We start from the raw sequence: 25,889 nt of genomic DNA on the forward strand, positions 1-25,889 counted from the left end.
GAGATCATCGTGCGTTAGGCGCCCATCAGCGTCTGCACATGCGCGGAGGCGCAACGGGCGAGCGCTTCGAGATCATAGCCGCCTTCGAGGACCGACACGATGCGGCCGTTGGCGCGGCGCTCGGCAATGTCCATGAGCCGGTTCGTGATCCAGGAGAAATCCGCGACCTCGAGATGAAGTCCGCCGACCGGATCGAAGCGATGGCCGTCGAATCCGGCCGAAATGACGATGAGATCCGGCGCGAAGGCCTCGACCCGCGGCAGAATCCGCGTCTCCATCGCCTCCCGGAACATTTTGCTGCCAGCGTCCTCTGGCAAAGGCGCGTTGACGATCGTGTCGCAGGCGCCGCATTCACCGAGCGCGCCGGTGCCGGGATAAAGCGGCATTTGATGCGTCGAAGCATAAAGAACCGATGGGTCGGACCAGAAAATCTGCTGCGTTCCATTGCCGTGGTGGACGTCGAAATCGACGATCGCCACGCGTTCGGCGCCATGCGCAGTCTGCGCTCGCCGCGCCGCGATCGCGGCGAGATTGAAAATGCAAAACCCCATCGGCCGGGCTGTCTCGGCATGGTGGCCAGGCGGGCGCATCGCGACGAAGGCGTTTTTTGAAAGGCCGCGCATCACGTCGTCGACCGCCGCCACCGTCCCGCCGACCGAATGCGACAAGGCCTCCCAGGTGCCGGGGCTGATCACGACATCCTCGGCGATGTCGACCAGCCCCTCTGTCGGCATCGCCGCCCTGATCCGTTCGATATATTCGGCGGGATGAACGCGAAGCAGGGCGTCGTAATCGAGTTCGGGCGCTAGATCGCGATGCAGCATTTGAAAGATCTCGCTTTCAAATGTGCGCTCTATGACGCGAATGCGGTCCGCGCGTTCGGGATGGCCAGGACCTGTGTCATGGTCGAGACACGACGGATGACTCATAAAAAGCGTCGTCACGGAGGCGGCTCGCTCCAGTGCGGGTTACGCTGCGGATGCTCGCGAAACAGGGCGCGAAATCTCCCATATTGCCTTCGGCGCGCTCTGTCCATTGAAACTCGGCGAGGAATGAAGCCCGGCGATGAAAGCGACCCGTCTGCGGCGTCCGGCCGCCGCAAAAGGCGGTTCAGGAATCGCCGTTGGGCGCCGCCGCGCTGATCGCGACTTCGACGAGTTCCGGCGGCCGCATGAAACGCACCGGGACGTGCGATGTGCCGAGGCCGCCGGAAATGATCAGATTGCGATTTTGCTCTATGATATGACCGTAAACCAGATTGCTGAAGGCGCGCGCATATCGCGCCTGGACATGCGGGAGATTGACCTGGCCGCCATGCGTGTGTCCGCATAAGGTGAGGTCGACCCGCGCCGGCATGCGCCGAAATACGAAGGGCTCATGCGCGAGCATGATCACCGGGGCGGAATCGGTGATCAAAGCCAGCGTTCCAGGCAAATCATCGACGCCGCCGCCAAACGGCCGGTCCTTCGGTCCCGCGAGTTGATCGCCAAGGCCTGCGAGCCAAAACGGCTGACCGTCTTTGGTCAGGCGGACCGCGTCATTTTCAAGCACCCTGATATTGGCCGCCCTCAAGGCGTTGCGCACGCCGGCCGCGTCGTCGCCCGGCATGTTGGGCAGCGGTCCATGCAGCCAATCATGATTGCCGAGAACGGCGTAGACCCCGAGCGGAGCCTTGAGCACCGAAAGCGCCTCGCCCCATTCGTCGGGCATGACGGCTTCGGTCAAAATCGTATGGCCGCCGCTGAAATCGCCGAGCAGGAAGACAATGTCAGGCTGCAGCGCATTGGACAGTTCGGCAATCGAGCGGACGCGGGCGGCCGGCATCCAGGGATCGCAAGCGTGAATATCGGCCAGCACCACGGCCCTCAGCTTCAGCGCCGAAGGCCAATTGGGCGGCGTCACCTCATAGGGGGTCACCTTGAGTCGAAGGCCCGGCTCGAACGCGAAAGCGTAGGAGCCAAAGCCAGCGGTCGCCCAAGCTGCACCGCCGACGGTCTGGAGGAAAAGCCGGCGGCTGAGATGAGTCATATAAAATCTATACCGCACATGGCCCATAGAGCCAACCCGGAGGCAGAGCCGGCGCTTTCCATTCCGGCGGTACGCGCGTCGCCGCCTTGCTTTTACGCGGCTTTCTCTTCGCGCAGCACGGCCGGATTCTTGGCTGACTCGATCTCCTTCGCCTTGGGGCGCTTGTTGGATTCAAGGGCCGCGGCGACCGCGGAAATCCCGATTTCGCGATAAAGCCTCGAGAGGAGGTCGCGTGCGCCGCTTTGAGGGGCCGGGGCCGGTTGAGGATTATCCTGGTGGGTCATCGACTTTGCTCTTCTGATGCGAGGAGAATGAAGTTTCCCGAGATCGATCAAAAGATCATGAAACGGGAAAGTTAACGCCCTCTAACGCTTTCGACGGGACGGGGAAAACCGATCGCCGTTTGCTGATGAAAACCGCTTTTCCACGGCTGCGCTGTGCGATTACGCTCCTCGCTCAACGCTGAATCTCGTCTCGAGTCTGTATATATCGGTCGCCGGGCCGATTTTTTAAGGCCGGGAACGAAGCCGAAGCCCGCAAGTTCTGCGGTTTGGCAGGCCTGATCCGCGCATCCCGGCATATTCAATCAGCCGAGCTTCGGTTTGAATGCGACGAGGTTAGGCTTTGGGCGCTTGCGCGACGGTTAACAAGGTTTTCGCACTTCGTCCCGAATTTGGGCGCAAAATGCTGGAAATGGTTACGAAAAGCCAAGCAAACGAAGATCCCGGCCTTAAATTAAGACGTGATCACGGTCAGTTGAGATGTGTATCAAGAATTGTCTTGGAGCGACGAACAAATGACGTCTTCATGGCGAGGCCTTGCTAGTGTCGCGTTCGCGCCGCATAAGCACGCCCATATGACCCCCGCGGCGCCTTCTTATTGATCCGCGAGGCGGGTCAGAAGCGAGGATCGCCAGGGACCAGAAGTTTTGGATCAGGGACTTATGCATAACAACGTCCGGCCTCAATCCGACGGCGGGGGGGCGGCTGGCTCGCCGCGAGAGATGGCTCCGCTCTTTTATGAAGCTCCGCTGGAGGACGCCCATGCGCGGAGCGTGCGCAGCGTGGCGGCGCATCACCGCTCCTTCGGAAAAAAGCTGGCCGCCGGCTTCAGCGTTGCGATTGCGGCCTTCTCGATTTACGTCCTCATTCGCACCCTTTCCGGCGTCAATCTCGCCGATTTGCAGCGGGCGATCGCGGCGACGGGCAATGATCAGATCGCCTGGGCGGCCTTGCTGGCTGGCGTGTCCTTCCTCGCCTTGACCGGATATGACGCGCTGGCGCTGCGCCAATTGCGCGTTCGCGTGCCTTATAAAACGACGGCGCTCGCTTCTTTCACCAGCTATGCAATTTCCTTCGTGCTCGGCTTTCCTTTGATCACCGCGGGTACGGTCCGCTACTGGATTTATTCCCAGGTGGGGCTTGCGGCGAGCAAGGTCGCGAGCCTCACGATCATCGCCGGAGTGACATTCTGGATCGGCATGATTCTCGTGATCGGCGCGGGGCTCGCCTTCCGGTCGGAGGCGATCAGCGCAATCAATCATCTCACCCCTGCGTTGAATATGCTGATCGGCGCGGGGCTGATCGGCGGCATCCTTTGCTATCTCACATGGGTGACGGTCCGTCGCCGCACTGTCCGGATCCAGGGTTTCCGGCTGGAGCTGCCGGGCCTTGCATTGTCGCTCGGCCAGATCGTCCTTGGCGTCGTCGACCAGTGCGCCGCCGCCGGGGTGCTTTATGTGCTGCTGCCTCAGCAGCTCCACATCGATTTCTTCACTTTCGCCGCAACCTATGTGTTTGGCTGCATTCTCGGCGTCGCCAGCAATGCGCCGGGCGGCATTGGCGTGTTCGAGGCGACCATGCTGAAGGCCTTGCCTGGAATTGCGCAGGAGCCCTTGCTGGCTTCTTTGCTGCTGTTTCGCGCCATCTATTATATCGCGCCCTTCATTCTCGCCCTGGCTCTTCTTGGCGCGCATGAGGCCTTCCGGCGCTGGAAAAGCCTGCGCGAAGCAATGGACCGCACTGAAGCGCAGGTGGACGATCTCGGCTGACCGGAAGGGCGTCGCCGGCGCAGCCTGGCGAAGAGGAGGCTCCCCGCACGTCTTGCGTTGAGGGCGCCTTGGCGGCGGAGCGCGGATGGCAAGCTGATTGATTCAGCGGCGCCTCTCGCAAGGGACGCGGGCGACTGTCAAAAAAGAGTTTTAATCATCTGTTTCAATTTACATTCGATTCGCGCTCCGTTACAGGCCGCGCGTCTCGCAACCAAGGCTGAATGAAGCTTGACCGGATTTCTCGCGCAAGGCGCTGAACGCGCCGCCAATGACAGAGGGTCATGAAAACTCTCGCCGCCGTCAGGAGCTTGCCGGCCCGGGACCGCCTGATGGCGGCGCGGCTCATCGACGCTTTGCCGGAAGGCGTGATCGTCATTGATGCGAGCGATCGCGTCGTCGCCGTCAATGCCCCGGCGCTGGCCCTTTTCCCGGCGCTGCGGCCTGATCTTTTGCTGGCGCGGGGGCTGCGCGCGCCGGATGTTCTCGACGCCGTCATGCGCGCGCGCGCCTCTGGCCGGCCGGAACGCGCCACGTGGCTCGATCGCGTGCCGGTCGAACGGTTCTTTGAACTCAACGTCGCTCCGATGGAGGGCCCCCCCGGTTCGGCGACGATGATCCTGACCTTGCGCGACCTCAGCGAGGCGCGGCGGGTCGAGCGCATGCGAGTCGATTTCGTCGCCAACGCAAGCCATGAGCTGCGCACGCCGCTCGCTTCGCTGCTCGGCTTCGTCGAAACACTGCAAGGCCCGGCGCGTCACGACGAACAGGCGCGGGTGAAATTTCTAGGCATCATGCGGGAGCAGGCGAGGCGCATGACGCGCCTTGTCGATGATTTGCTGTCGCTGTCCCGCATCGAACAGAATCTGCATCTGCTGCCGCAGTCGCCGGTCGATCTTGTCACAATTCTTCGTCACATCGCTGACACACTCGCGCCGATGGCGCTGGAAAATAACACCGTCCTCCATGTCGACGCGCCGGCCTCGGTGATCGTCCCCGGCGATCGCGACGAATTGTTGCGCGTTGTCGAAAATCTCGTCGAAAACGCGATCAAATATGGCGCGAGCGATCCTGGCTGCGAGGATCGAGACGTCGAGATCACGCTGCTTTCCCAGGAGCGTCACTGCGTGTTCAGCGTCCGCGATCACGGTCCTGGCATCGCGCCGGAACATTTGCCGCGCCTGACCGAGCGCTTCTATCGGGTGGACGCCGGCCAAAGCCGAGCTAAAGGGGGGACTGGGCTTGGCCTTGCCATCGTCAAGCATATCGTCGCGCGCCATCGCGGCCGTCTCGGCATTGAATCACTGCCTGAGCAGGGTTCGACATTCAGCGTGACCCTTCCGCTCTACGCGAGCTGAATTTAAGCGGCCACTGTCATGAAAGTGTCATGTAAGCTTCATACGGAGCTCTTGAAGACCACTTAGTTTCGGCTGGTGGGCTGATTTGGAAACCCTGCCTTCGGCCTTCCACGGAGCGATGACGTGCGGGATTGGCGATTTACAGTTCGGCGTCCTGGCGCTCTCCATACATTCAGCCAACGAAGAGGCATTCGATGAATTTCTCGTTCCTGCGAACGGCGCTCGCGACCGTCGCGATAGGGCTCGCCGGCGGTGCGGCCGACGCGGCGGATATCTCCGGCGCCGGCGCCACATTTCCGTATCCGATTTATGCCAAATGGGCGGATACCTATAAGAAGGAAACCGGTCTCGGACTGAACTATCAATCGATCGGTTCGGGCGGCGGGATCAAGCAGATCAAAGCCAAGACCGTGACGTTTGGCGCATCTGACATGCCGCTCAAGCCTGAGGAGCTCCAGGAAGCGGGCCTTGTGCAGTTTCCGACCGTGACTGGCGGTGATGTGCCGGTGGTCAGCCTCGACGGAATCAAGCCCGGTGAATTGCTGCTCGACGGCCCGACGCTCGCCAGGATTTTCCTCGGCGAGATCAAGACCTGGGATGACCCGGCGATCCAGAAGTTGAACCCAAAAGTGAAATTGCCGTCAATGGCGATCGTGGTCGTTCATCGTTCCGATGGGTCTGGAACGACATTCATCTGGACCGATTATCTCTCGAAGGTGAGCGCTGACTGGAAGTCCAAGGTCGGAGCCAGTACTGCTGTCGAATGGCCCGCGGGCATCGGCGCCAAGGGCAATGAAGGCGTCGCCAATAACGTCATTCAGACGAGAGGCGCAATCGGCTACGTGGAATACGCCTACGCCAAACAGAACAAGATGACATTCGTCAATATGATCAACAAGGACGGCAAGTCCGTGGCCCCCGAGGCCGAGAGCTTCAAGGCCGCCGCCGCGAACGCCGACTGGGCTAATGCGCCGGGATTTTACCAGATCCTGACAGACCAGCCGGGCGCGCAGTCCTGGCCGATCGCGGGCGCCACTTTTATCCTGATGCACAAAGCGCCCCAGGACGACGCCGCCGCCGCTGCGGCTCTGAAGTTCTTTAGCTGGGCCTATGAGAAGGGCGATAAGGCCGCCGAGGAACTTGATTACGTACCGCTGCCTGACTCGGTTGTGGCTCTGATCAAGAAGGAATGGGCTACCGAAATCAAGGGCGCCGACGGCAAGCCGCTTCTGAACTGAGACTTGCGGGAAGAGCGATTTCATCGACCTTCTTTGATCTGCTCGCATGGCGGGCGCCGTGACGAATGACCCGGCGCCCCGGACGGTTCTTGGTGGAAACGAGAGTGAAAGACCTCAAGGAGAAGGCCGTGGTGGACCTCGCAGTCGACGGCGCCGTGTCCGGCAGGGCGCTGAGCCGGATCAGAATTCTAAACTGGCTGAAGCTCAAAGACCGAGGCTTCCGGCTGCTAACGCTCAGCGCCGCGCTCGCGGTTCTGCTCATTCTCGGCGGCGTCATCGGCTCCCTGATCGTCGGCTCCATTCCCGCCCTCAAGGCGTTTGGATTCGGCTTTCTCGGCACGCAGACATGGAACCCCGTGACGGAAAAATTCGGCGCGCTCGCGCCGATCTACGGCACGCTGGTGACGTCGGCGATCGCCATGATTTTCGCGGTGCCAATCGGCCTTGGCGTTGCAATCTTTCTGACCGAACTCTGCCCGCAGCCGCTGCGCCGCCCGATCGGCATTGCAATCGAGCTTCTGGCAGGAATCCCGTCGATCATCTACGGCATCTGGGGCCTTTTCGTCTTTGCGCCCTTTCTGCAAAGGCACATTCAGCCGGCGCTGATCGACACATTCGCGAACGTGCCCGTCCTCTCGTCGCTTTTCGCGGGGCCGCCCTATGGCATCGGCATTCTGACAGCCGGCTTCATCCTCGCCATCATGGTGCTTCCCTTCGTCACTTCCATTTCGCGCGATGTGTTTGAAACCGTGCCCGTGGTGCTCAAGGAGGCGGCCTATGGCTGCGGCTGCACGACCTGGGAAGTCATCCGGTCGATCGTTCTTCCCTACACGCGCATCGGCGTCATTGGCGGGGTCATGTTGGGCCTTGGCCGCGCGCTCGGCGAAACGATGGCCGTCACATTCGTCATTGGCAACGCGCATCGCATCTCGGGCTCGCTGCTTGCCCCCGGCACCACGATTTCGGCGAGCATCGCCAATGAGTTCACCGAAGCGGTCGGAGACCTTTACACCTCCGCTTTGATCGCCCTCGGCCTCATCCTCTTCATCATCACGTTCTTCATTCTCGCGATCGCGCGCTACATGCTGATGCGGATTGAACGTCAGGCGGGGACTTGATTCATGTCGCTTTACGGCCGGCGTCGGCGCACCAACAATATCTATCTGGGACTGTGCTATGCCTCGACCGTGTTCGGGCTTGGATGGCTGGTCATTATTCTTCTCGAACTCTTCATTCAGGGCTTTGGCGGTCTGTCCCCGGCTGTCTTCACGCAGATGACGCCGCCGCCGGGATCGGCCGGCGGCCTTCTGAACGCTATCGCGGGCAGCCTCGTCATCACCTTTCTTGGCGTCGCCATCGGCACGCCGCTCGGCCTCCTCGCCGGCACCTATATGGCCGAGTATGGGCGTCATACCAAGCTGACCTTTGTGGTGCGCTTCATCAATGACATTCTGCTCAGCGCGCCGTCCATCGTCATCGGCCTTTTCATATATGAGATCATGGTGGCGCGCGTCGGTCATTTCTCCGCCTACGCCGGAGCCTTTGCACTGGCGGTGATCGTGGTTCCCGTCGTCGTGCGCACGACCGAGGATATGCTGCTGCTCGTGCCCAATCCATTGCGGGAGGCGGCCAGCGCGCTTGGATTGCCGCGCTCCATCGTCATCAGCAAAGTGTCCTATCGCGCGGCGCGCGCCGGCCTCATCACAGGCGTCCTTCTGGCGGTCGCCCGCGTCAGCGGGGAAACGGCGCCATTACTCTTCACCGCCCTCAACAATCAGTTCTTCAGCACCGATCTGAACGCGCCAATGTCGACCCTTCCGGTGGTCATCTTCCAGTTTGCGCTCAGCCCCTACAAGGAGTGGCAGCAGCTCGCCTGGGCCGGCGCTCTCATCATCACCCTTGCTGTGCTCGCCCTTTCCATCATCGCGCGCGTGCTCGGCGCCCAAAGGACCGCGAAATGACTGCGACGAACAACATCGCCAATCTGCCGCAGAAGGTCAGCGTTCGCGACCTCGATTTTTTCTACGGCGAGACTCACGCTTTGAAGAGCGTCAGCCTGCCGCTTTACACCAACAGAGTGACCTCTTTCATTGGACCGTCCGGCTGCGGAAAATCGACGCTGCTTCGCGTGCTGAACCGCATGTATGATCTCTATCCGAAGCAGAGGGCCGAGGGCGAAGTGCTGCTCGATGGCGAGAATATCCTGAAGCCGGATCAGGACCTCAATCTTCTGCGCTCCCGCGTCGGCATGGTGTTTCAAAAGCCGACGCCGTTTCCGATGTCGATCTATGACAACATCGCTTTCGGCATCAAGCTCTATGAGAAAGTCAGCAAATCCGAGCTCGACGGCAGGGTTGAGGCGGCCTTGAAAGGCGCCGCGATCTGGACGGAGGTCAAGGATAAGCTGAAGGCCTCGGGCCTGTCGCTCTCCGGCGGCCAGCAGCAGCGGCTCTGCATCGCCCGCACCGTCGCCATTCATCCAGAAGTGATCCTCCTGGACGAGCCTTGCTCGGCTCTCGATCCAATTTCGACGGCCAAGATCGAGGAGCTGATGGACGAGCTGAAGGAAAACTACACTCTTGCGATCGTCACGCATAATATGCAGCAGGCGGCGCGCTGCTCTGACTACACGGCCTTCATGTATCTTGGCGAGCTTATTGAATTCGGGGTGACATCGCACGTGTTTACCTCGCCCGAGAAAAAGCAGACGCAGAACTATATCACCGGCCGGTTCGGCTGATTGCTCGCCAGGGCTTCGAGGAACACGACATGTCCGATCATATTGTGAGAGCTTACGACGCGGAACTTGAGGGCCTCGGCCAAAAGATCGCGGAAATGGGCGGTATCGCTGAAAAAATGCTGTCCGACGCGATGGACGCCCTCGCCGATTTCGACACGCAGCTTGCGCATGCGACAATCGCCAGCGATCCGCGCCTCGACACGCTGCAACGCGAGATCGAGGAGCAGGCGATCTTAACGATCGCGCGGCGCCAGCCTCTCGCCGTTGACCTGCGCGAGATCATCGCGACCATCAGAATATCGAACGATCTCGAACGCGTTGGCGATCTCGCCAAGAATATCGCCAAACGCGCCATCAAGGTCGCCGCCGACGTGCGTATTCCGCGCGCCATCGTCGGCCTCAAGTCGATGCACGATTCCGCCGCGATCCTGTTGAAGGACGTGCTCGACGCCTATTCGCAGCGCGACGCCGCGCGCGCGCGCGAAGTCTGGACCTATGACGCCGATCTCGACTCTCTTGAAGACTCGGTCTTTCGCGACCTGCTGACCTTCATGATGGAGGATCCGCGCAATATTTCATTCTGCGCGCATCTTTTGTTCTGTTCAAAAAACATCGAGCGCATAGGCGATCACGCCACCAATATCGCCGAGACGGTGGTCTATCTCGTGACCGGCGAAACCATGCCGGCCGATCGTCCGAAGGGCCGCAGTGTTCTTTCCGAATTGCCGACCGCAGCGGGTTGAAATCCATGAGCGAAATTCAGACTTCCGTTGAAACCCGGACCGGCGCGGGACGCGGCCTCTCCGCGACGCCAGCTCCCCGCATTCTCGTTGTCGAGGACGAAGCCGCTTTGAGCCTGCTCCTCGCCTACAACCTCGAGGCGGAGGGTTTTGTCGTCGATCGCGTCGAGCGCGGCGACGAGGCCGAAATCAGGCTGAGTGAAGTCATCCCCGATCTCATCATTCTCGACTGGATGCTGCCAGGCGTCTCCGGCCTCGAGATCTGCCGCCGGCTTCGCGCGCGCGAGGTCACCCGCACGCTTCCGGTCATCATGCTGACGGCGCGCGGCGAGGAAAGCGAGCGCGTGCGCGGCCTTTCGATCGGCGCCGACGACTATGTGGTCAAGCCGTTTTCAGTGCCCGAACTCATGGCGCGCGTTCGCGCTCTGCTGCGGCGGGCGCGGCCGGACCGCGTCGCCGGCGTCCTTTCGGCGGGGGATCTTGAACTCGATCGGCAGAACTGGCGCGTTCATCGCGGCTCGCGCGACGTCCACCTCGGACCGACGGAGTTTCGCCTGCTTGAACATTTGATGGAAAAGCCCGGCCGGGTTTTTTCGCGCGCGCAATTGCTGGATAGCGTCTGGGGCCTTTCGGCGGAAATCGACGAGCGCACGGTCGACGTGCATGTCGGGCGTTTGCGTAAAGCTCTGTCGAACACGGGTGAAAGGGATCCGATCCGCACCGTGCGGGGAGCCGGCTATTCCTTCGATGAGACGTTCAGCAAGGCATAGCCACGATCTGGAACGCGCGCCGGTTTTTCGGTTTTCAGACAAGATCATGCGGCGGTTGCAGCGCGCATGATCGCCAAAAAGAAGCGCCGGGAGCTGGCCAAAAGGCAAGCTGGCGGAACGGGCTCTTTTTCACATTGGACTGCGATCGGCGGAGGATGGGCCTCGCCGCTCCTGCGGGCAAAGCCAGATTATCGGCGTGCAAAAGACCGGCTGCGCCGCGACGGGGCGCGCGGAGCCGCAGGTGGCCTTGCGCTTAAAACCAGCGGAGCGCTGCGCCTTCAGCTTGACTTCTGCGGGCGCTGGCGGCGTCGATCCTGCTGCGGCTGATAGGCGATAGCGGCGTGGCATCCGCAATAGGGGCCTTCGCCCGGCGTCTTGCGCGCGCCGCAAAAGCGAAAGTCCGCCTGTGTCGGATCGCCGATCGGCCACCTGCACATGGACTCGCGCAATTCCAGCATCGTTACCGGCTCAGCGATCGGAACGACGACGTCGCGGTTTGGCGCGGGCGCCGGCGTTGCAAAAGCCACGGGCTGAACGGCCAAGGCCGTATTGCCGCGAATGAAGCTTGTGTTCGGCGAGATCTGGGCCTGCGCGAGATGGCCTGAAACGCCGTGTCCGTGGCCGCCCTGCGTTGGCCCGCCCCGGCTTTGCGCCGGATGCGGCGCCGGCCGGCCGGCGTGCGGGCGCACGGGCGGTTTCGACGCCTGTTGCGTGGCGGGCGGGGCGTCAGCCTTGGTCCGGCCCGAAAGCCCGAGCCGGTACACCTTGCCGATGACGGCGTTGCGGGTCAGTCCATTTGCGAGTTCGCTCGCGATCTTGCTGGCGCTCATGCCTTGGAGCCAGAGCTTTTGCAGCAACTCGATGCGTTCATCGGTCCAGGACATCACGGTCTCCTAGATTTGAGGCGATCTGAAATTCGAAGGTCTGACAATGCATTTGAAGCGAGCGCTCATCGAAAGAATCCGTAACAACAAGTTCGATCTTGGGAGCATTTCCCAATGGCGTCGTCATCGCTGCGACCTGAGACCGGCGCCAGTCGGCCTTACACTGCTCGAACGAAGTTCGAGGCCGCTTGCCCGCCGCACGACATGTCGTAGCTCCTATGCCGAACGCTACACTAGGTGTTGAATCTCACGCAAGCTTCGCGACAGTCCTCAAAACGTTTTCAACAGATGTTCCGCTGGACGCGTAGAAGAACCCGGGATTGGGCGCTGATCCATCGGCGCCGGAGATCGGCGGCGCGTCAGGTTTATTCCTCATCCGAGGCGCGTCGAACTCTGCGTCCCGCCGCGCCGCCAAAAGTGGTGGAGGCGGCTTGCGCCGGGCTGGCCCGGCGGATGCGCGAAGGCTTGCGCCGTGAGCGCCCATTCGATTTGACAGACCGGAGGGAATGCCTAGATTAAAAGGAGCAGTTTTGCCGCCCGCTGGGCGGCATTTGATTTTGAAGGTCGCAATCGAACCTTCGAGCCTGTAACCCGGAGCGAAACCGTGACTTCGTCGCTGCTTCCCACCTATGCCCGCGCTGATCTTGCCTTCGACCATGGAAATGGCGTTTGGCTGACCGCGACGACGGGTGAGCGATATCTCGATTTCGGCGCCGGCATCGCGGTGGCCTCGCTCGGCTATTCGCATCCCCATCTTGTCGAAGCCTTGGTCAAACAGGGCGGCAAGCTTTGGCATACCTCGAACCTCTTTCAGATTCCTGAGGCCGAACGTCTCGCCGCGCGCCTCACCGAGGCGACGTTCGCCGATTATGTGTTCTTCACCAATTCGGGCGCTGAAGCGGTCGAGGGCGCGATCAAGACCGCGCGCAAATATCAGTCGGCCTGCGGCCATCCGGACAAATATCGCATCATCACCTTCAAGGGCGCGTTCCACGGGCGGACCATCGCGACGGTCTCGGCCGGCGGAAACCCAAAGTACATGGAGGGCTTCGGCCCGAAGCTCGAGGGCTTCGACAATGTCGAGTTTGGCGATCTCGAAGCGGCGAAGGCCGCCATCGGTCCGCACACCGGCGCCATATTGGTCGAGCCGATCCAGGGCGAGGCAGGCATTCGCGTCGGCTCGGCCGAGTTTTTACGCGGCCTGCGCGCGTTTTGCGACGAGCACGGCCTCCTTCTCGTCCTCGATGAGGTGCAGACCGGCATCGGCCGGACCGGCAAATTCTTCGCTTGCGAACATTCGGGGATCAAGCCGGACATCATGGCGGTCGCCAAGGGTATCGGCGGCGGATTTCCGCTTGGCGCCTTCCTCGCGACGCGCGAGGCCGCCAAAGGCATGGTCGTCGGCACGCATGGGACGACCTATGGCGGCAATCCGCTCGCAACCAGCGTCGGCAATGCTGTTCTCGACGTCGTTTTGAAGCCAGGCTTCCTTGCTGATGTGGCGTCGCTCGGCGCGACGCTGAAGCGAGGCCTCGTCGGCCTGCAAAATGCGCATCCCGGGGTCATCGCCGAGATTCGCGGCGAGGGTCTGATGCTCGGAATCGCCTTGCGCGTCCCCGTCGCCGATTTCGTCGCCGCCGCGCGGGCCGAAAAGATTGTGGTCATCCCCGCCGGCGACAATGTCGCCCGCGTGCTGCCGCCCTTGATCATTACCGAGGAAGAGATCGCCGAAGGGCTGAGCCGTCTCGACGCCGCGTGCAGGCATTTCGAAAGCAGCCAAGCTGCCGCCCTGAGCGAGGCTGAGGGATGAGCCGCTCCAACCCCGACGACAGGGTCGCGATCCGGCATTTTCTCGATCTTTCGGAAATCCCGGCGTCCGATCTTCGCACTATTCTCGACGTCTCCGCCGCCATCAAATCCACGCGGCGTAAAGGGCGGCGCGCAGCGGAGCAGCCGCTCGCGGGCAAGGTCCTCGCGATGATCTTCGACAAGCCGTCGACGCGCACGCGCGTGTCGTTCGATCTCGCCATGCGCGAACTCGGCGGCGAGACGATCATGCTCACCGGCAAGGAAATGCAGCTCGGCCGCGGCGAGACGATCGCAGATACGGCGCGCGTCCTGTCGCGTTTTGTCGACGCAATCGTCATCCGCATCCTCGAACATGACGACATGATCGAGCTCGCTCGCTACGCCGGCGTGCCGGTGGTGAATGGGCTGACGAAGCGGTCCCATCCCTGTCAGGTCATGGCCGACGTCATGACCTTCGAGGAGCACAAGGGGCCGATCAAAGGCCGCACGATCGCCTGGTCGGGCGACGCCAATAATGTTCTCGCCAGCTGGGTTCACGCCGCCGAGCGCTTCGACTTTTCGCTGAACGTCGCGACGCCGGCGGAGCTGGAGTTGCCGCGTGACCTCATCGACTGGGCGCGTCGTTCCGGCGCGCGCCTCAACGTCACGCGCGATCCCTTCGAGGCGGTCGACGGGGCGGACGCGGTCGTCTCCGATTGCTGGGTGTCGATGGGGGACAAGGACGAGGCGTTCAGGCACAATCTGCTGGCGCCCTATCAGGTCAACGCCAAACTCATGGCCGCCGCCGCGAGCGACGCGATCTTCATGCACTGCCTTCCGGCCCATCGCGGCGAGGAGGTTACGGACGAGGTCATCGACGGGCCGCAATCGGTCGTGTTCGATGAAGCCGAAAACCGGCTGCACGCGCAAAAAGGGATTCTCGCCTGGTGCCTTGAAGATATGATGCTGCTGCAGGACGGGAAGACGCCGGGAGGGGCGAGAGCATGATCGACCGGCCGCAGTCTGCCGGTCCGGCGTCGCGTCCTGTATCGGATTTCGGACTCGACGACTCGGTGCTTCCATTCGCCGTCGAGCAACTCGACGTGCGGGGCCGCGTCGTGCGGCTCGGGGCGAGCGTCGATCAGATTCTAGGCCGGCACGCCTACCCGGCGCCTGTGGCGCGATTGCTCGGCGAGGCGCTGGCCTTGACCATCCTGCTCGGCTCGTCGCTGAAGATCGACGGCCGCTTCCAGCTGCAGACGCGCAGTGACGGCGTCGTCGATATGCTGGTCGTGGATTTTGACGCTCCGGGGCGCCTGCGCGCCTTCGCGCGCTTTGACGCGGCAGGACTTGCCGACGAGGCCAAGGGACAAGATCTTCGACAGGATCTCCTCGGCCGCGGCCATCTCGCTTTCACCGTCGATCAGGGCCATGAAGCGGCGCGTTATCAGGGCATTGTCGCGCTGACCGGGCAGGGCTTGGAGGAGGCCGCGCACCAGTATTTTCGCCAGTCGGAACAAATTCCGACCTATGTCCGGCTCGCCGTCGCGCAGAGCGTGACCGCTCAGGGCGTCAGCTGGCGGGCGGGCGGACTCATGGTGCAGTTTCTGCCGAGCGTCAGCGAGCGGCGCCGGCCGATCGACCTCCATCCGGGCGATGCGCCGGAGGGGACGTCTCTCGAAGCGCCGGCGGAAGACGACGCCTGGACCGAGGCGAAAGCGCTCGTCGCAACCATCGAGGATCACGAACTCGTCGATCCGACCCTGTCCAGCGAGCGGCTGCTCTATCGTTTGTTTCACGAGCCGGGGGTCAAGGTTTTCGACCCGCAAATGGTGCGTGACGCCTGCCGCTGCTCGGATGACGGCGTCAAGGCCATGCTGCGCGGATTTTCCGCGGAAGACCGCGACGAAATGGTCGGCGACGATGGGCTGATCGGCGTCACCTGCGAATTCTGCTCGACCTTTCGCGTCTTCGATCCGAAGGACTTCGACGCGTAGAAAGAGTTCATTTCTGCCGGCGGTCGCCCGTTGAATGTGAGGCCTGCCTTGCAAAGGAAAGGACGCGATCCCGGATTTCGGTTTTGGCGCGCGGCAGTCCCAACAGGCGCGCGACGGCGGCGACGAGATCGGCCTCGCCGGTTTGCGGGGCCTCTGATCGGGCGAGATCGATCGCCGCTTTTATCTCGATCGGCGCGATCATTTCGAGGCTCTGCAGGCGAGCCGGGGCGCTGCTTCTGCACCTGACCGGCGGCGCTTTTTTTTGCCGTTTTGTGAACCAGAATTCTTCCTGCCGGCAGAACTCCGGGGCGTTCGTCGCCAAAGCGTCGAGCGCCTGCGTGATCGCAGCGATGGCGTTGGCGCTTTGCCTGCCGCGGCCGAAGAAGGACGCGACGCGTCTGATGATCTCGTGCTGGTGAATGGGCCCTTCCTGTTCGATCACCGATCGCGTCAGCTCGGCGAGACGGCGGGCGTCAATTTCATCGATCCTCTCCCCGCGCGGAACTTCGCATTTCGCCAGCTCGTAAACGGGGGGCGCATTGGGGGGGCCATCCTGTGGCTGTTCGCGACCGCGGTCATTTGGAGGGGCGGCGACGGCGGGCGCCGGCTTTTGTATTTCGCCGCGCGCCGCTTCGAGCGCCGCTTTCAATTTGCGCAGCTGTTCGTCCCGGCGATAGAACCAGTCGGTGCTCCAGATCCGATGGATCCGCCAGCCGAGCCCTTCGAGCACCTCCTGGCGAAGGCGGTCGCGCTCGCGCGCCCAAAGAGCGGAATGGTAGGTCGCGCCGTCGCATTCAACCGCGAGCATGAAGCGGCCGGGATGTTTGGGATCGCGCACGGCAAGGTCGATCTTGAAACCGGCCGAGCCGATCTGCGTTTCGACACTATAGCCAAGGCTTTCGATCGCCGCCGCGACATTGGCCTCGAAGGGCGAGTCGAAATCGGCGCCGCTTGGCTTCGCCTCTTCGAGCACGCCGGTTTCCGCGAACTGCAGAAAGCGCTTAAGCACGCGCGGGCCAGCGCCTGTCGCGCGCTCGAGATTGATGTCGCCCGAGCCGAAGGATGCGAAAATCTCGCAGCGCACCCGAGCGCGCGTGAAAAGGACATTGAGCCGGCGCTCGCCCCCCTCGCTCGAGATCGGGCCGAAAGCCATGCGGTCGAGCGGTTTGCCCGGCTCGCGCGGACCATAGCCGATGGAGATCAGGATCACGTCGCGTTCGTCGCCTTGCACATTCTCCAGATTTTTGACGAAAGCGTCCTCGCGTCCGCGTTCGCGCAGAAAAGCGTCGAGGAGGGGATCGCTTCGCCGTTTGCCGTCGAGGCAATCGCCGATGAGATCACGTTGCGCGGTCGAGAAAGTGACGATTCCAAGGGACAGGTCGGGGCAGATACGGGCATGTTCGGCCGCGGCCGCGGCGATCGCTTCGGCTTCGATCAGATTGGTGCGCAAGCCGCCGCGATCATAGGCGCCGGCGACGCGGCGCATGAGCAATCCCTTGTCCTTACGCTCCGTCGAGGGCGCCGGAGGCATGACAAGGCGCTTGTAGAATTCAGCGTTGGAGACCTCGATCAGGGAAGGATGGCGCGAGCGGTAATGCCAGCGCAGCATCTGGCTTTCGAGGCCGCGCGCCTCGCACAGGGAGAGGATGCTTTCAAGGTCGCTGACCGGCGCGACGCCGGCTCCAAGGCGCCCCTTCGTCTCGTCCTCGTCCATCGGATCGACCTCATCGGCGATCATGCGATCAAAGAACTGCGTCGGCGGCAGTTGCTTCTTGTCGCCGACGACGACGATTTGCCGGCACCGGGCTATCAAGCCGAGGGCGTCGCCGGGCCGAACCTGGCTCGCCTCATCGATGATGAGAAGATCGAAATGAACGGCGCCCGGCGGCAGATATTGCGCGGCTGACAGCGGGCTCATGAGAAACACCGGCTTGATCTGCTGGATGGTTTCTCCCGCCACCTTCATCAGCTTGCGGAGCGGCATATGATTGCGCTTGCGGCCGATTTCGCCGCGAATGACGCCCATCGCGCCGAGCGCCCCGCGCGGGATGGCGGCCTGATGGCGCGCGCGCACGCTCATGGCGGCTGCGCGCCGCCGCCTGATCTCGAGGGTCTTGAAAACGGCGATCAGCGCATTGTGCCGTTCGCCGTCGAAAGCGGCGAGCTGTGGATCGGCCTCGATCGCCCGCTTCCAGGAGGCTTCGGCAAAAGCGGCCTCGATCGTCGCTTGCGCCCTTGCCGGCTGCAGCGCGCCTGAGGCGAGGGCGTCGGCGATGGAGACGGGGCCGATCGCGCGCAGCAGACGGTCGGCCTTGGCGAGACGCGCCCATTCTTCGAAGCGGGCGGGATGAACCGCCCATTGTCCGGCGCGCTCGGCAAGCCGCTCGAGATCGATGGCGCCTGCGGCCTTGACGTGGAAGATCGCCGCGACATTGAGGTCAAGCGCCTGAATGGCTCCGGCGAGCGACTGACCCAGCGCCTTGAGGCTGCTCTCGAAGTCATCGGCAAAAGTCGAGGCGACGCCCTGGCGCGCAAGATCAATGATGCGCTCAAAGTCGAGATCGGCGCCGAACGCCGCGAGGCTTTTGAGCGTTTGCGCTGCCTTATGCAGAACGGCGAAGTCGGTTTCCTTTCCTTGCCAGGCTTCGCCAAGGAGTTCGTCGAGGAAACGCGATTCCGCCGCGAGCGACAGCGAGAGCTCCTGCCCTCTCAGCAGGGCGTCGAGCAGCGCGAGGCGTTCGGCGGCACGCCGCGGCAAGGGGGCGGTCGCAAGACCGCGCAGCAGACGTTCGGCCTCACGATAGGAGCGAAGAAATCGCGCCGGCCAGAACGTTGCCCCTTTGGCGAGGGCGGGGCGCAGCCGCGCGAGCGGCGCCTGCCAGACGGCGGGGAGGAAGGCGCGCCCATACCGCGTCCGCCGCCGGCGCCATTCAATGCCTTTCGCGGCGGCGTCGATGACCCTTTGCAGCGAGGGTGTTCCAGCGATGGCGGCGGCGATCGGGACGCCCTCGCGCGGCAGCTCGGCGACGATCCTCAGCATAGCGACCAAAGTCTTGACGCTGGAAAGCGTCGGGCTTTGCTGGAAGCCGAGATAGCGTGAAATTCCGGCCGCGGTCGCAGCCAGCGCCGTGGCGGATTCCGCAAGGCGTCTGAATTGCGGAACGAGACGCTGGAAATCAGCCGGCTGCAACGCGATCTCGCCGACGCCGAAATAGACATGGCGGTTGAGCTGTCCCGCGCTCGCGGTCAGTTTGGCGAGCCGCTCGACCCTTCGCGCCTTCTCTTCATAGTCTTCGCGCGTCCAACGAGTCGCGGCTTCGACGAGGCCGAGATCGGGCGTTATCTGGCGAACAGTCGCAGCGATTTGAATCGAGAGCGCCTGATAGGGCGTCATTCCCGTTTCTCCGATCGGCGCGTGCAGACGGCTTGCGACGTGATTCAACGCGTCGCGCGCAAGGGCCAGTTCGTCGGCTGAGCTTTCGTCTTCGAGATCGAAGTCCGCCGATGATTGCAGCGTGCGGTCGAGCCGGTCGGCGACGAGCCGCTTGTTGGCTGTATGGCTATGCAGTTCGAGGCAAAGATTTTCGAGGCCGGCTTCGCGCAGGCGGTCGTGCACGACATTCAGCGCGGCCATTTTTTCAGCGACGAAAAGCACCGACTTCCCCGCATGCGCGGCGCTCGCGATGATGTTGGTGATGGTTTGCGATTTGCCGGTGCCAGGCGGGCCTTGCACAATGAGATTGCGTCCCGCGCGCGCGCTATCGATAACCCTGGTTTGCGATGAATCGGCGTCGACCACATGGATAAGGTCGCTCGGTTGCAAAATCGCGTCGAGCTTGGCGTCATCCGGCAGAAGCGGCGGCTCGCTGGCGAGGCCATCGCGCAGGAGCCCGCGCACGAGAGGGTGTTCAACCAGCGCATTGCCGGGCCAGTTGGCGGGATCGAGATCGCGGACGATGAGGAGTTTGGAAGAGGAGTAAAAGCCGAGTTCGACTCCGTCGGCGTCGACCGACCACCGGCGTTTTGAGGCGATCGCCGTGGCGACGGCGCTGAAATAAGCGCCCGGGAGCCAGTTGTCGCTGTCAGGAATGTCCGGCAGGCTGATGCCAAAATCGCCGCGCAGGCGCTCCTTCAGCGCCTGATTTGAGGTGATGTCCTCGTCGCGGAAGGCGAGGTCGAATGTCGATCGCTTGAGGTCGCGCACGAGGCTGACCGGCAGCAGGATCAACGGCGCTTGACGTAGCGTGTCGGACCTCTCGTCCTCATACCAGCGCAGGAATCCGAGTGCGAGGAAAAGTATGTTAACGCCGCGCTCCTCCTCAGCCGTCTTGGCGTCGCGCTGGATCGCGTGAAGGCGCCTTTGCAGCAGATCAGGCGCAAGCATCGTCTGCAAACCGTTGCGATTCGCATGGCTTGGCTTTGGCGCCGCATCGGGCTCCCGGTCGGCGAGACGCGCGACCCGTTCCCCCGGTAGATCCTGCGCCGCTTCGTCGGAGCCGTTCGCAGCCAGAAACCGAAGTAATTTCCCTTCGCGAACGAGATTTACGAAAATGGCGTCGGGCTTGGCGCTGGCGATCGGCAAGCACCGCGTACGCTTAGTGCCGCGCGGCGTATGGATCAGGCGATTGCGGGTTCCGGTTTCGATAAGTTTGAGGCGGGCGTCCTCGAGAAGCTTTTCGATATGGCCTTCAATCGCCGCGGTTCTGTGTTGTTTACGCGCCGCTGTGATCGAAGTAACCGCGCCCATTGAGATGCCTTCGCCTCGCTGCGATGACCTTTAAAAAACCCTTATTGCAACGATTACGGTTGATATGTTTTAACGTAAAGACAGTTATCATTTATCACTCGCAACATGATAAACGCGGTATTACCGGGCAAATCTATCCCGCGGTCGCCGCCCGGCGAGATGATTTCAGATGCAAAAAAGCGCATGATCGAAGCGGCGGCCGAAGCCTCTGGCCGCACGGGAGGCGCCTCTTGAAATCAATCCTGATCCCGGTCGAGGACCATGCTCACATGGAGGCGGTGATGGAGACAGCGCTGCTTCTGGCGCACGCGTTTAACAGTTACATGGAAGGGATCGCGGTCGGCCCTGACATCGCCGAATTCGTCGCCGCCGACTTCGCCCTGAGTGGCATTGTTCTCGACGATCGGACGCGCCGCGATTTCGTCGATCACAGCCGCAGGATGCTCGAGAGTTTCATGGCGCGCCGCCATGTCGAGCGCCCGCGGGACGAGGGGGATCGCCCGACCTTCGGCTGGACCGGCGACGCGCTTGTGTCCGATTCCGGGGTTGGCGAATATGGCCGTATCTTCGACGTCATTACGGTCGGGCGGCCGGGGCAGGGACCGCGATCGCCGCGCAAATCGACCTTGGAGGCGGTGCTGTTCGAGAGCGGGCGGCCAGTTCTGATCGCGCCGCCCGAGCCCCCTCAAACGCTGGGCGAGCGGATCGCGATCGCCTGGAACGGCACCACGGACACAGCTCGCAGCATCGCCTTCGCCATGCCATTGATCACCCGCGCCCAGGACGTCGTGATTCTGACGGTGCCGGGTCCGGCGCTGCCGGGGCCAAGCGACGAACAATTGGCGAAAAGTCTTCGCCGGCATGGCGCGCAGGCGCGCGTCGGCATCGTCGGCGAGGCCGAGAATTCACCGGCCGCCGCGCTTCTTGAGGCGGCGGCGGCGCTCGGCGCCGATCTTCTCATCAAAGGCGGCTACACGCGCAGCAGGCTGCGTCAGCTCATTTTCGGCAAAGTGACGAGCGAAATACTGGCGGAGGCCAATCTGCCGGTTTTTATGGCGCATTAAAGGAAGGCGGCGCGGGATCGAGCCGAAAGCGCTTTTTCCCGCGGCGCTTCAGAAGGTCATTTTGGCGGTGAGGACGGCCGATCGCCCCGGCCCCGGCGTCGCCGAGCCGTAGCCTGAAATCGTCTCGAAGTTTTTCGTGTCGGCGATATTGTAAATGTTCGCCTGCACCGAGAAATGTTCGTCGATTTTATATGATCCGAACAGGTCGAAGCGCCAGTAACCCGGGACCCACCCGGTGTTGGCGGAATTGGTGTAGCGCGAGTCGACGAAATAGGCGCTGGCGCCGGCGGTTAACGCGGCGGTGATGGCGTAGCTGCTTGTCACTGTAAAGGTGTTGCGCGGCACGTTGGGAAGCTTATTGCCGGGAGGCGAGATGAAGGCGCCGGCGGCTGTCGTTCCGCTGGCGAGCACCCTGCCGTCCATATAGGTGTAGCCGCCGAAAATGCTCCAGGCGTCGGTGATCTTGCCGGCGACGCCGATCTCGCCGCCCTGAACCCGCGTTTTGCCGATCTGCGCATAAAGGCCCGCCGCGGCGTTGACGGTTTCGACGGCGTTTTCCTGCGTCACCTGAAACAGAGCGCCTGTCAGGCTAAGGCGGCTTTCGAGCAAGTCGATCTTGGCGCCAAGCTCCATGTTTTGATTGGTGGTCGGTTGCAGGTTCTGCTGGCCGCCCGAGAGGGTCAAAAACTCGCTCGAAGGGTCGAAGGACGTTCCATAGACGTAATAGATGCTGGCGTTCGGGACCGGATGGAACACGCCGCCGGCGCGCCAGCTCAGAAAATTCGTGTCACTGTTTATGTTGTAGGGGGTCGCCGCATTGACTTGCGAGATGAAGACCTTGCTGCCGGTGTTCACCGTCCCGTAATTCTGCCAGATTTTGAAATCGTCGAAACGCAGGCCTCCGAGAACTTCAAAATATGGACCGATCTTGACCTGATCATTCGCGTAGACGCCGATCGTTCGACCGAGGGAGTATTGATCTGTGCTGGTCGGATTGGGGTAGCCGGGATTGACCGGGTAGGGATTGGGTTCGCCGATGTTGACGCGATCGCCGCCGATGATGTTGGTGCGATATTGATCCCGCGTCTCCTGCGACAGTTCGAGGCCGGCGAGGATCGTATGGCGCAGGAAGCCTGTATCGAAATGCCCGACGAGATCGCTTTGATTGGTGAGCAGCGAATTTTGTGTGTGGTTCTGAAAATCATTCGTATTTTGATAGTAAAGACTGTCGAGCGGGAAATTGAACAATTGGGCGCTGGTCAGCGCGCTGCCGCCGACGGCGGTTGCATATGGAACGCCGGTGTTGGTTTGCACGCCGCGGATGCGGACGAAGCGGTCGACGTAGGAATAGCGCGTGACGTTGCTGCCCTGCCAATCGGCGTTGAAGTCATGTTCGATGCGGGCGGTGACGATGTTGACGCTGACTTTTTCGGCGTCGGAAAAGCCGCTGCTCAATCGGCCATAATAAGTGTTGGCGGCGACCGGCGCCGGCTTGCCGTAGGGCGTGCCGAAATAGGCCGCCGGCAGAAGGGGAATGCCGTAATCGGGGATATTGTCGTCCCGCTGATAGACGTAGCTGAGCGTGACCCGCGTGTCCTGGGTCATGTTCATCGTGATCGAAGGCGCGACGCCGATGCGCTTCGTATTGATATGGTCGCGACCGGCGACATCGGTGTCGTTGCCGAGCAGAATGATGCGCGCGGCCGTATCGGCGAATGTGCGGTTGATGTCGGCGGTGACGCGGGCGCCGGGAGCCGTGTAGCCCGACATTTCGACGGTCGTGAAATTCGTGAAGACCGGCAGCTTGCTCGTCATGTTGATGACGCCGCCGGTTGAGCCGCGGCCGAACAGGAATGACGCCGGGCCCTTTAGCACCTCTATTTCCTGGATGCTGAATGTGTCGCGCGTGTACCAGCCTGGATCGCGCACGCCGTCGCGGTAGAAATCATTGCGCGCCGTATAGCCGTGGATCGAGACATTATCACCCTGCGTGCCGCCCTCGCCGCCAAAGAAGGTGACGCCCGGCACATTGTGCAGCGCCTCGACCACGGTGGAATCCTTCTGGTCCTGAATGAGCTGCTGCGGGACGACGGTGATGCTTTGCGGGGTGTCGAGGATCGGCGTCGCAATGCGCTTCAGGCCGAGCGTGCGCGGATTGTAATCGGAGCCGCCGCCCTGGCCCTGGCCGCTCACGTCGACCTGTTCAAGCGCAATCGGGTCTCCCTCCGGGGCTGCGGCGTCCTGCGCGAACGCCGCGTCCGCGAGCATGACTGAAGCAAGGCTGACGGCGGCGTGCGCGATGGGCCGCCGCGCCTTGGCTAGAATGAATCCAGAAGTAGAACTGGATTGGGGCTTGCGCTGGGAGCCGGATAATTCAGATACAGGCCCTGTGATCATGATGAAGACTCCCATATATCTAGTTTAGATTTGATCTAATGTATATACTTACAAATATTACTATCATCTCAGCAAATGAGTCGCAATAAAACCGTGTAACTTTCAAATTAGAACAATTGTAAACAAGGAGTAGCTTGATTTTCGATATAATAAACTGATACTGAGCCCGTATTGATTTCCAGGGACTCGCGACAACATCATGGTTCGTCCATTTCTCAGCCGGTCGATATGGCGCCGGATCCATCTCTGGCTTGGTTTTGGATTGGCCTTTCTGATGGTTCCGATCGGCCTTACCGGCGTCGTCCTCGTTTTTGCGCCGGAGGTGGATCGCTGGGTCTTTCCGTCCCGCTACGCGGTGACGGGCGCAGTGGCGGGTCAGCCGGCCGGCGTCTATCTCGGCAGCGCGGCGGCGGCCGCTTCAGGCGCGCGCGTCATGGTCCTGCGCTGGCCTCGGATGGAGGGGGCGCCTGTCACCGTTCTGCTGCGCGGCGGCGCTTTTGCCGATCAGGCGCGCCTCGCCTATCTCGATCCGCCGACCGGCCGCGTTCTCGACATCGCCGATCTCCGCGGGGGGCTCATTGGCCTCGCGCATGCGCTGCACGCCAATCTGATGCTTCCCCCTTCCTTCGGGAGGCAGATTGTCGGCTGGGCAGGCGCCGCGCTTCTGACGATGGTGCTGACAGGCCTCTGGCTCTGGCGCCGGCCGTCTGTCGGCTTTCTCCGGCTGCTGCGCTGGCGGCGCGGTCCAGCGCTGAGTTCAAACCTCCATCATATGATGGGCTTCTGGATCGCCGCGCCTTTGGGGGCGATGGCGCTTACCGGCGTCACGCTCGGCTTTCCGGTGGCGACGCGCGCGACGATCAGCCTTTTCGCCGAGGTCGCGCCACAGGCGCCGCGTCCGGCCTCCGGCGGCTCGATGCGCCAGCCTTTGCAGGATCCGCAGCGCGTGGTGGATCTCGCGATGCAGACCGGCGAAGGATTGAAGCCGGTCTCGCTGACGCCGCCGACGCTTCAAGGAAAATTCTGGCGCGTGACGGCGGCGACGCGGACCGGCGCGACGCAGACCGTGCTCGTCGATGACGCATCCGGGGCCGTCACCGTTCAGGCCATCGCGGCGGGCGACGGGCTCCTCGCTTTGCTGCGGCGCATTCATGAGGGCCGATCGCATGGCCCGGTCTGGAGCTTGATCGTCGTCGTTTGCGGCTTTGCGCCGACGCTGTTTTTTGCGACCGGGCTTTTGATGTGGCTGTGTCGCCGCCAGTCGACAACGCAAGCCCTGCTTTCCGCGCAGAAGGGCGCGCGGCGCGCCGCGTCCGACCTCTCCTCCCTCGAACCACGAGGCTGACATGATCGTTCACATCGAAAACATTCTCGACAAGGATCAACTTGCGCGCTGTCGTGAGGCGATGCGGCGCGCCGCCTGGGTCGACGGGCGCGTCACGGCGGGTCACCAGTCGCGGCAGGTGAAAAACAATCTGCAATTGCCGGAGGGCGGCGCCGAACATCAGGAACTCGGCGTCATGATCATGCGCGCCCTGCATCGTTCCCCTCTTTTCATCTCGGCGGCGCTGCCGCATACGGTCTTTCCGCCGTTGTTCAACCGCTATGAGAGCGGAATGGGATTTGGGCTTCACGTCGATAACGCCATCCGGCAATCGGCGGATGGCGGGGTCCGCATCCGCACCGACATATCGGCGACCCTGTTCCTCAGCGACCCGGACGAATATGACGGCGGCGAATTGATTATCGAAGACACTTACGGCAATCACTCGGTCAAACTTCCGGCCGGCGATCTCATCGTCTATCCCGCCGACAGCCGGCATGAGGTCGCGCCGATTACGCGGGGAGGGCGCGTCGCATCCTTCTTCTGGATTCAGAGCCTCATTCCCGATAAGACACGGCGCTCCATTCTGTTCGAACTCGACGCCGCGATCATTCAATTGACGCGCGACGTCCCGGGAAATCCGGCGCTGGTCTCATTGACTGCGACTTATCATAATTTGCTTCGGCAATGGTCCGAGGTGTAAGTTTATCGCCCGCTCTGCAAGGATGGCCGGGTCATAGCTTCGCATTGTTATTTGGGAGCCTGCA

Annotated in this window: 20 protein-coding genes; 14 read left to right on the forward strand and 6 right to left on the reverse strand. The window is 62.3% G+C overall.

Going from position 1 to position 25,889, the window contains the following annotated elements; all coding sequences use genetic code 11:
- Nucleotides 1–14: 14 nt before the first annotated feature.
- The 3 genes from SIN04_RS19395 to SIN04_RS19405 form a co-directional block, all read right to left on the reverse strand.
- Nucleotides 15–944, reverse strand: a complete 930-nt coding sequence (locus SIN04_RS19395; RefSeq protein ID WP_134491920.1) for a histone deacetylase family protein — start codon at nucleotides 942–944, stop codon at nucleotides 15–17.
- A 166-nt stretch (nucleotides 945–1,110) separates the two neighbouring features.
- Entirely contained in the window at nucleotides 1,111–2,028 is a 918-nt protein-coding gene (locus SIN04_RS19400) for a metallophosphoesterase (protein WP_134491922.1), read from the reverse strand.
- Nucleotides 2,029–2,120: 92 nt separating this feature from the next.
- Nucleotides 2,121–2,312, reverse strand: a complete 192-nt coding sequence (locus SIN04_RS19405) for a hypothetical protein (RefSeq protein WP_134491924.1) — start codon at nucleotides 2,310–2,312, stop codon at nucleotides 2,121–2,123.
- A 719-nt stretch (nucleotides 2,313–3,031) separates the two neighbouring features.
- Here SIN04_RS19405 and SIN04_RS19410 point away from each other — a divergent pair.
- The 8 genes from SIN04_RS19410 to phoB all read left to right on the forward strand — a co-directional run bounded on the left by SIN04_RS19410 (nucleotide 3,032) and on the right by phoB (nucleotide 10,921).
- Nucleotides 3,032–4,078 (forward strand): lysylphosphatidylglycerol synthase domain-containing protein, encoded by a 1,047-nt coding sequence (locus tag SIN04_RS19410; protein ID WP_134491926.1) that lies wholly within the window; start codon nucleotides 3,032–3,034, stop codon nucleotides 4,076–4,078.
- A 281-nt stretch (nucleotides 4,079–4,359) separates the two neighbouring features.
- The gene (locus SIN04_RS19415) at nucleotides 4,360–5,433 is read left to right on the forward strand and encodes an ATP-binding protein (protein ID WP_134491928.1); all 1,074 of its coding nucleotides are present in this window, start codon (nucleotides 4,360–4,362) and stop codon (nucleotides 5,431–5,433) included.
- Between the two features lie 194 nt (nucleotides 5,434–5,627).
- Complete coding sequence (gene pstS, locus SIN04_RS19420) at nucleotides 5,628–6,671, forward strand: phosphate ABC transporter substrate-binding protein PstS (RefSeq protein ID WP_341264159.1); 1,044 nt, start codon at nucleotides 5,628–5,630, stop codon at nucleotides 6,669–6,671.
- A gap of 89 nt (nucleotides 6,672–6,760) precedes the next feature.
- A complete protein-coding gene (gene pstC / locus SIN04_RS19425) occupies nucleotides 6,761–7,789 on the forward strand; it encodes a phosphate ABC transporter permease subunit PstC (RefSeq protein WP_423136038.1) in 1,029 nt (342 codons plus the stop codon).
- Nucleotides 7,790–7,792: 3 nt separating this feature from the next.
- A complete protein-coding gene (gene pstA, locus SIN04_RS19430; RefSeq protein WP_174512082.1) occupies nucleotides 7,793–8,632 on the forward strand; it encodes a phosphate ABC transporter permease PstA in 840 nt (279 codons plus the stop codon).
- Nucleotides 8,629–9,411: a phosphate ABC transporter ATP-binding protein PstB gene (gene pstB / locus SIN04_RS19435; protein WP_341264160.1), complete on the forward strand. Its 783-nt coding sequence runs from the start codon at nucleotides 8,629–8,631 to the stop codon at nucleotides 9,409–9,411. The genes pstA and pstB overlap by 4 nt, the downstream gene beginning before the upstream one ends.
- Nucleotides 9,412–9,440: 29 nt before the next feature.
- The gene (gene phoU / locus SIN04_RS19440; protein WP_134491934.1) at nucleotides 9,441–10,154 is read left to right on the forward strand and encodes a phosphate signaling complex protein PhoU; all 714 of its coding nucleotides are present in this window, start codon (nucleotides 9,441–9,443) and stop codon (nucleotides 10,152–10,154) included.
- A gap of 5 nt (nucleotides 10,155–10,159) precedes the next feature.
- The gene (phoB, locus tag SIN04_RS19445; RefSeq protein ID WP_134491936.1) at nucleotides 10,160–10,921 is read left to right on the forward strand and encodes a phosphate regulon transcriptional regulator PhoB; all 762 of its coding nucleotides are present in this window, start codon (nucleotides 10,160–10,162) and stop codon (nucleotides 10,919–10,921) included.
- Nucleotides 10,922–11,199: 278 nt separating this feature from the next.
- Here phoB and SIN04_RS19450 read toward each other — a convergent pair whose 3' ends face one another.
- Complete coding sequence (locus SIN04_RS19450; protein WP_134491938.1) at nucleotides 11,200–11,805, reverse strand: GcrA family cell cycle regulator; 606 nt, start codon at nucleotides 11,803–11,805, stop codon at nucleotides 11,200–11,202.
- A 604-nt stretch (nucleotides 11,806–12,409) separates the two neighbouring features.
- On the opposite strand from SIN04_RS19450, the gene SIN04_RS19455 reads away from it, so the two are divergent.
- The 3 genes from SIN04_RS19455 to SIN04_RS19465 are packed head-to-tail and all read left to right on the forward strand — an operon-like array spanning nucleotide 12,410 to nucleotide 15,590.
- A complete protein-coding gene (locus tag SIN04_RS19455; protein WP_134491940.1) occupies nucleotides 12,410–13,615 on the forward strand; it encodes an aspartate aminotransferase family protein in 1,206 nt (401 codons plus the stop codon).
- Nucleotides 13,612–14,601 carry an ornithine carbamoyltransferase gene (argF, locus tag SIN04_RS19460; protein ID WP_134491942.1) on the forward strand — a complete coding sequence of 330 codons (990 nt, stop codon included), beginning with the start codon at nucleotides 13,612–13,614 and terminating at the stop codon, nucleotides 14,599–14,601. The genes SIN04_RS19455 and argF overlap by 4 nt, the downstream gene beginning before the upstream one ends.
- Nucleotides 14,598–15,590, forward strand: a complete 993-nt coding sequence (locus tag SIN04_RS19465) for an Hsp33 family molecular chaperone (RefSeq protein WP_134491944.1) — start codon at nucleotides 14,598–14,600, stop codon at nucleotides 15,588–15,590. Before argF ends, SIN04_RS19465 begins: the two co-directional genes overlap by 4 nt.
- 7 nt (nucleotides 15,591–15,597) lie before the next feature.
- On the opposite strand, the gene SIN04_RS19470 is transcribed toward SIN04_RS19465, so the two are convergent.
- A complete protein-coding gene (locus tag SIN04_RS19470) occupies nucleotides 15,598–20,337 on the reverse strand; it encodes a DUF3320 domain-containing protein (protein ID WP_134491946.1) in 4,740 nt (1,579 codons plus the stop codon).
- Between the two features lie 230 nt (nucleotides 20,338–20,567).
- Here SIN04_RS19470 and SIN04_RS19475 point away from each other — a divergent pair, with 230 nt between their 5' ends.
- Nucleotides 20,568–21,401 (forward strand): universal stress protein, encoded by an 834-nt coding sequence (locus SIN04_RS19475; protein ID WP_134491948.1) that lies wholly within the window; start codon nucleotides 20,568–20,570, stop codon nucleotides 21,399–21,401.
- A 48-nt stretch (nucleotides 21,402–21,449) separates the two neighbouring features.
- On the opposite strand, the gene SIN04_RS19480 is transcribed toward SIN04_RS19475, so the two are convergent.
- Entirely contained in the window at nucleotides 21,450–23,798 is a 2,349-nt protein-coding gene (locus SIN04_RS19480) for a TonB-dependent siderophore receptor (protein WP_341264161.1), read from the reverse strand.
- A 199-nt stretch (nucleotides 23,799–23,997) separates the two neighbouring features.
- Between SIN04_RS19480 and SIN04_RS19485 the strand changes: the two genes are divergently transcribed.
- Nucleotides 23,998–25,143, forward strand: coding sequence for a PepSY-associated TM helix domain-containing protein (locus SIN04_RS19485; RefSeq protein ID WP_341264162.1), 1,146 nt, complete (start codon nucleotides 23,998–24,000; stop codon nucleotides 25,141–25,143).
- Nucleotide 25,144: 1 nt separating this feature from the next.
- The gene (locus SIN04_RS19490; RefSeq protein ID WP_134491956.1) at nucleotides 25,145–25,825 is read left to right on the forward strand and encodes a Fe2+-dependent dioxygenase; all 681 of its coding nucleotides are present in this window, start codon (nucleotides 25,145–25,147) and stop codon (nucleotides 25,823–25,825) included.
- Nucleotides 25,826–25,889: the final 64 nt, after the last annotated feature.

Origin of the sequence: Methylocella tundrae (assembly GCF_038024855.1) — a bacterium.
Taxonomy (GTDB): domain Bacteria; phylum Pseudomonadota; class Alphaproteobacteria; order Rhizobiales; family Beijerinckiaceae; genus Methylocapsa; species Methylocapsa tundrae.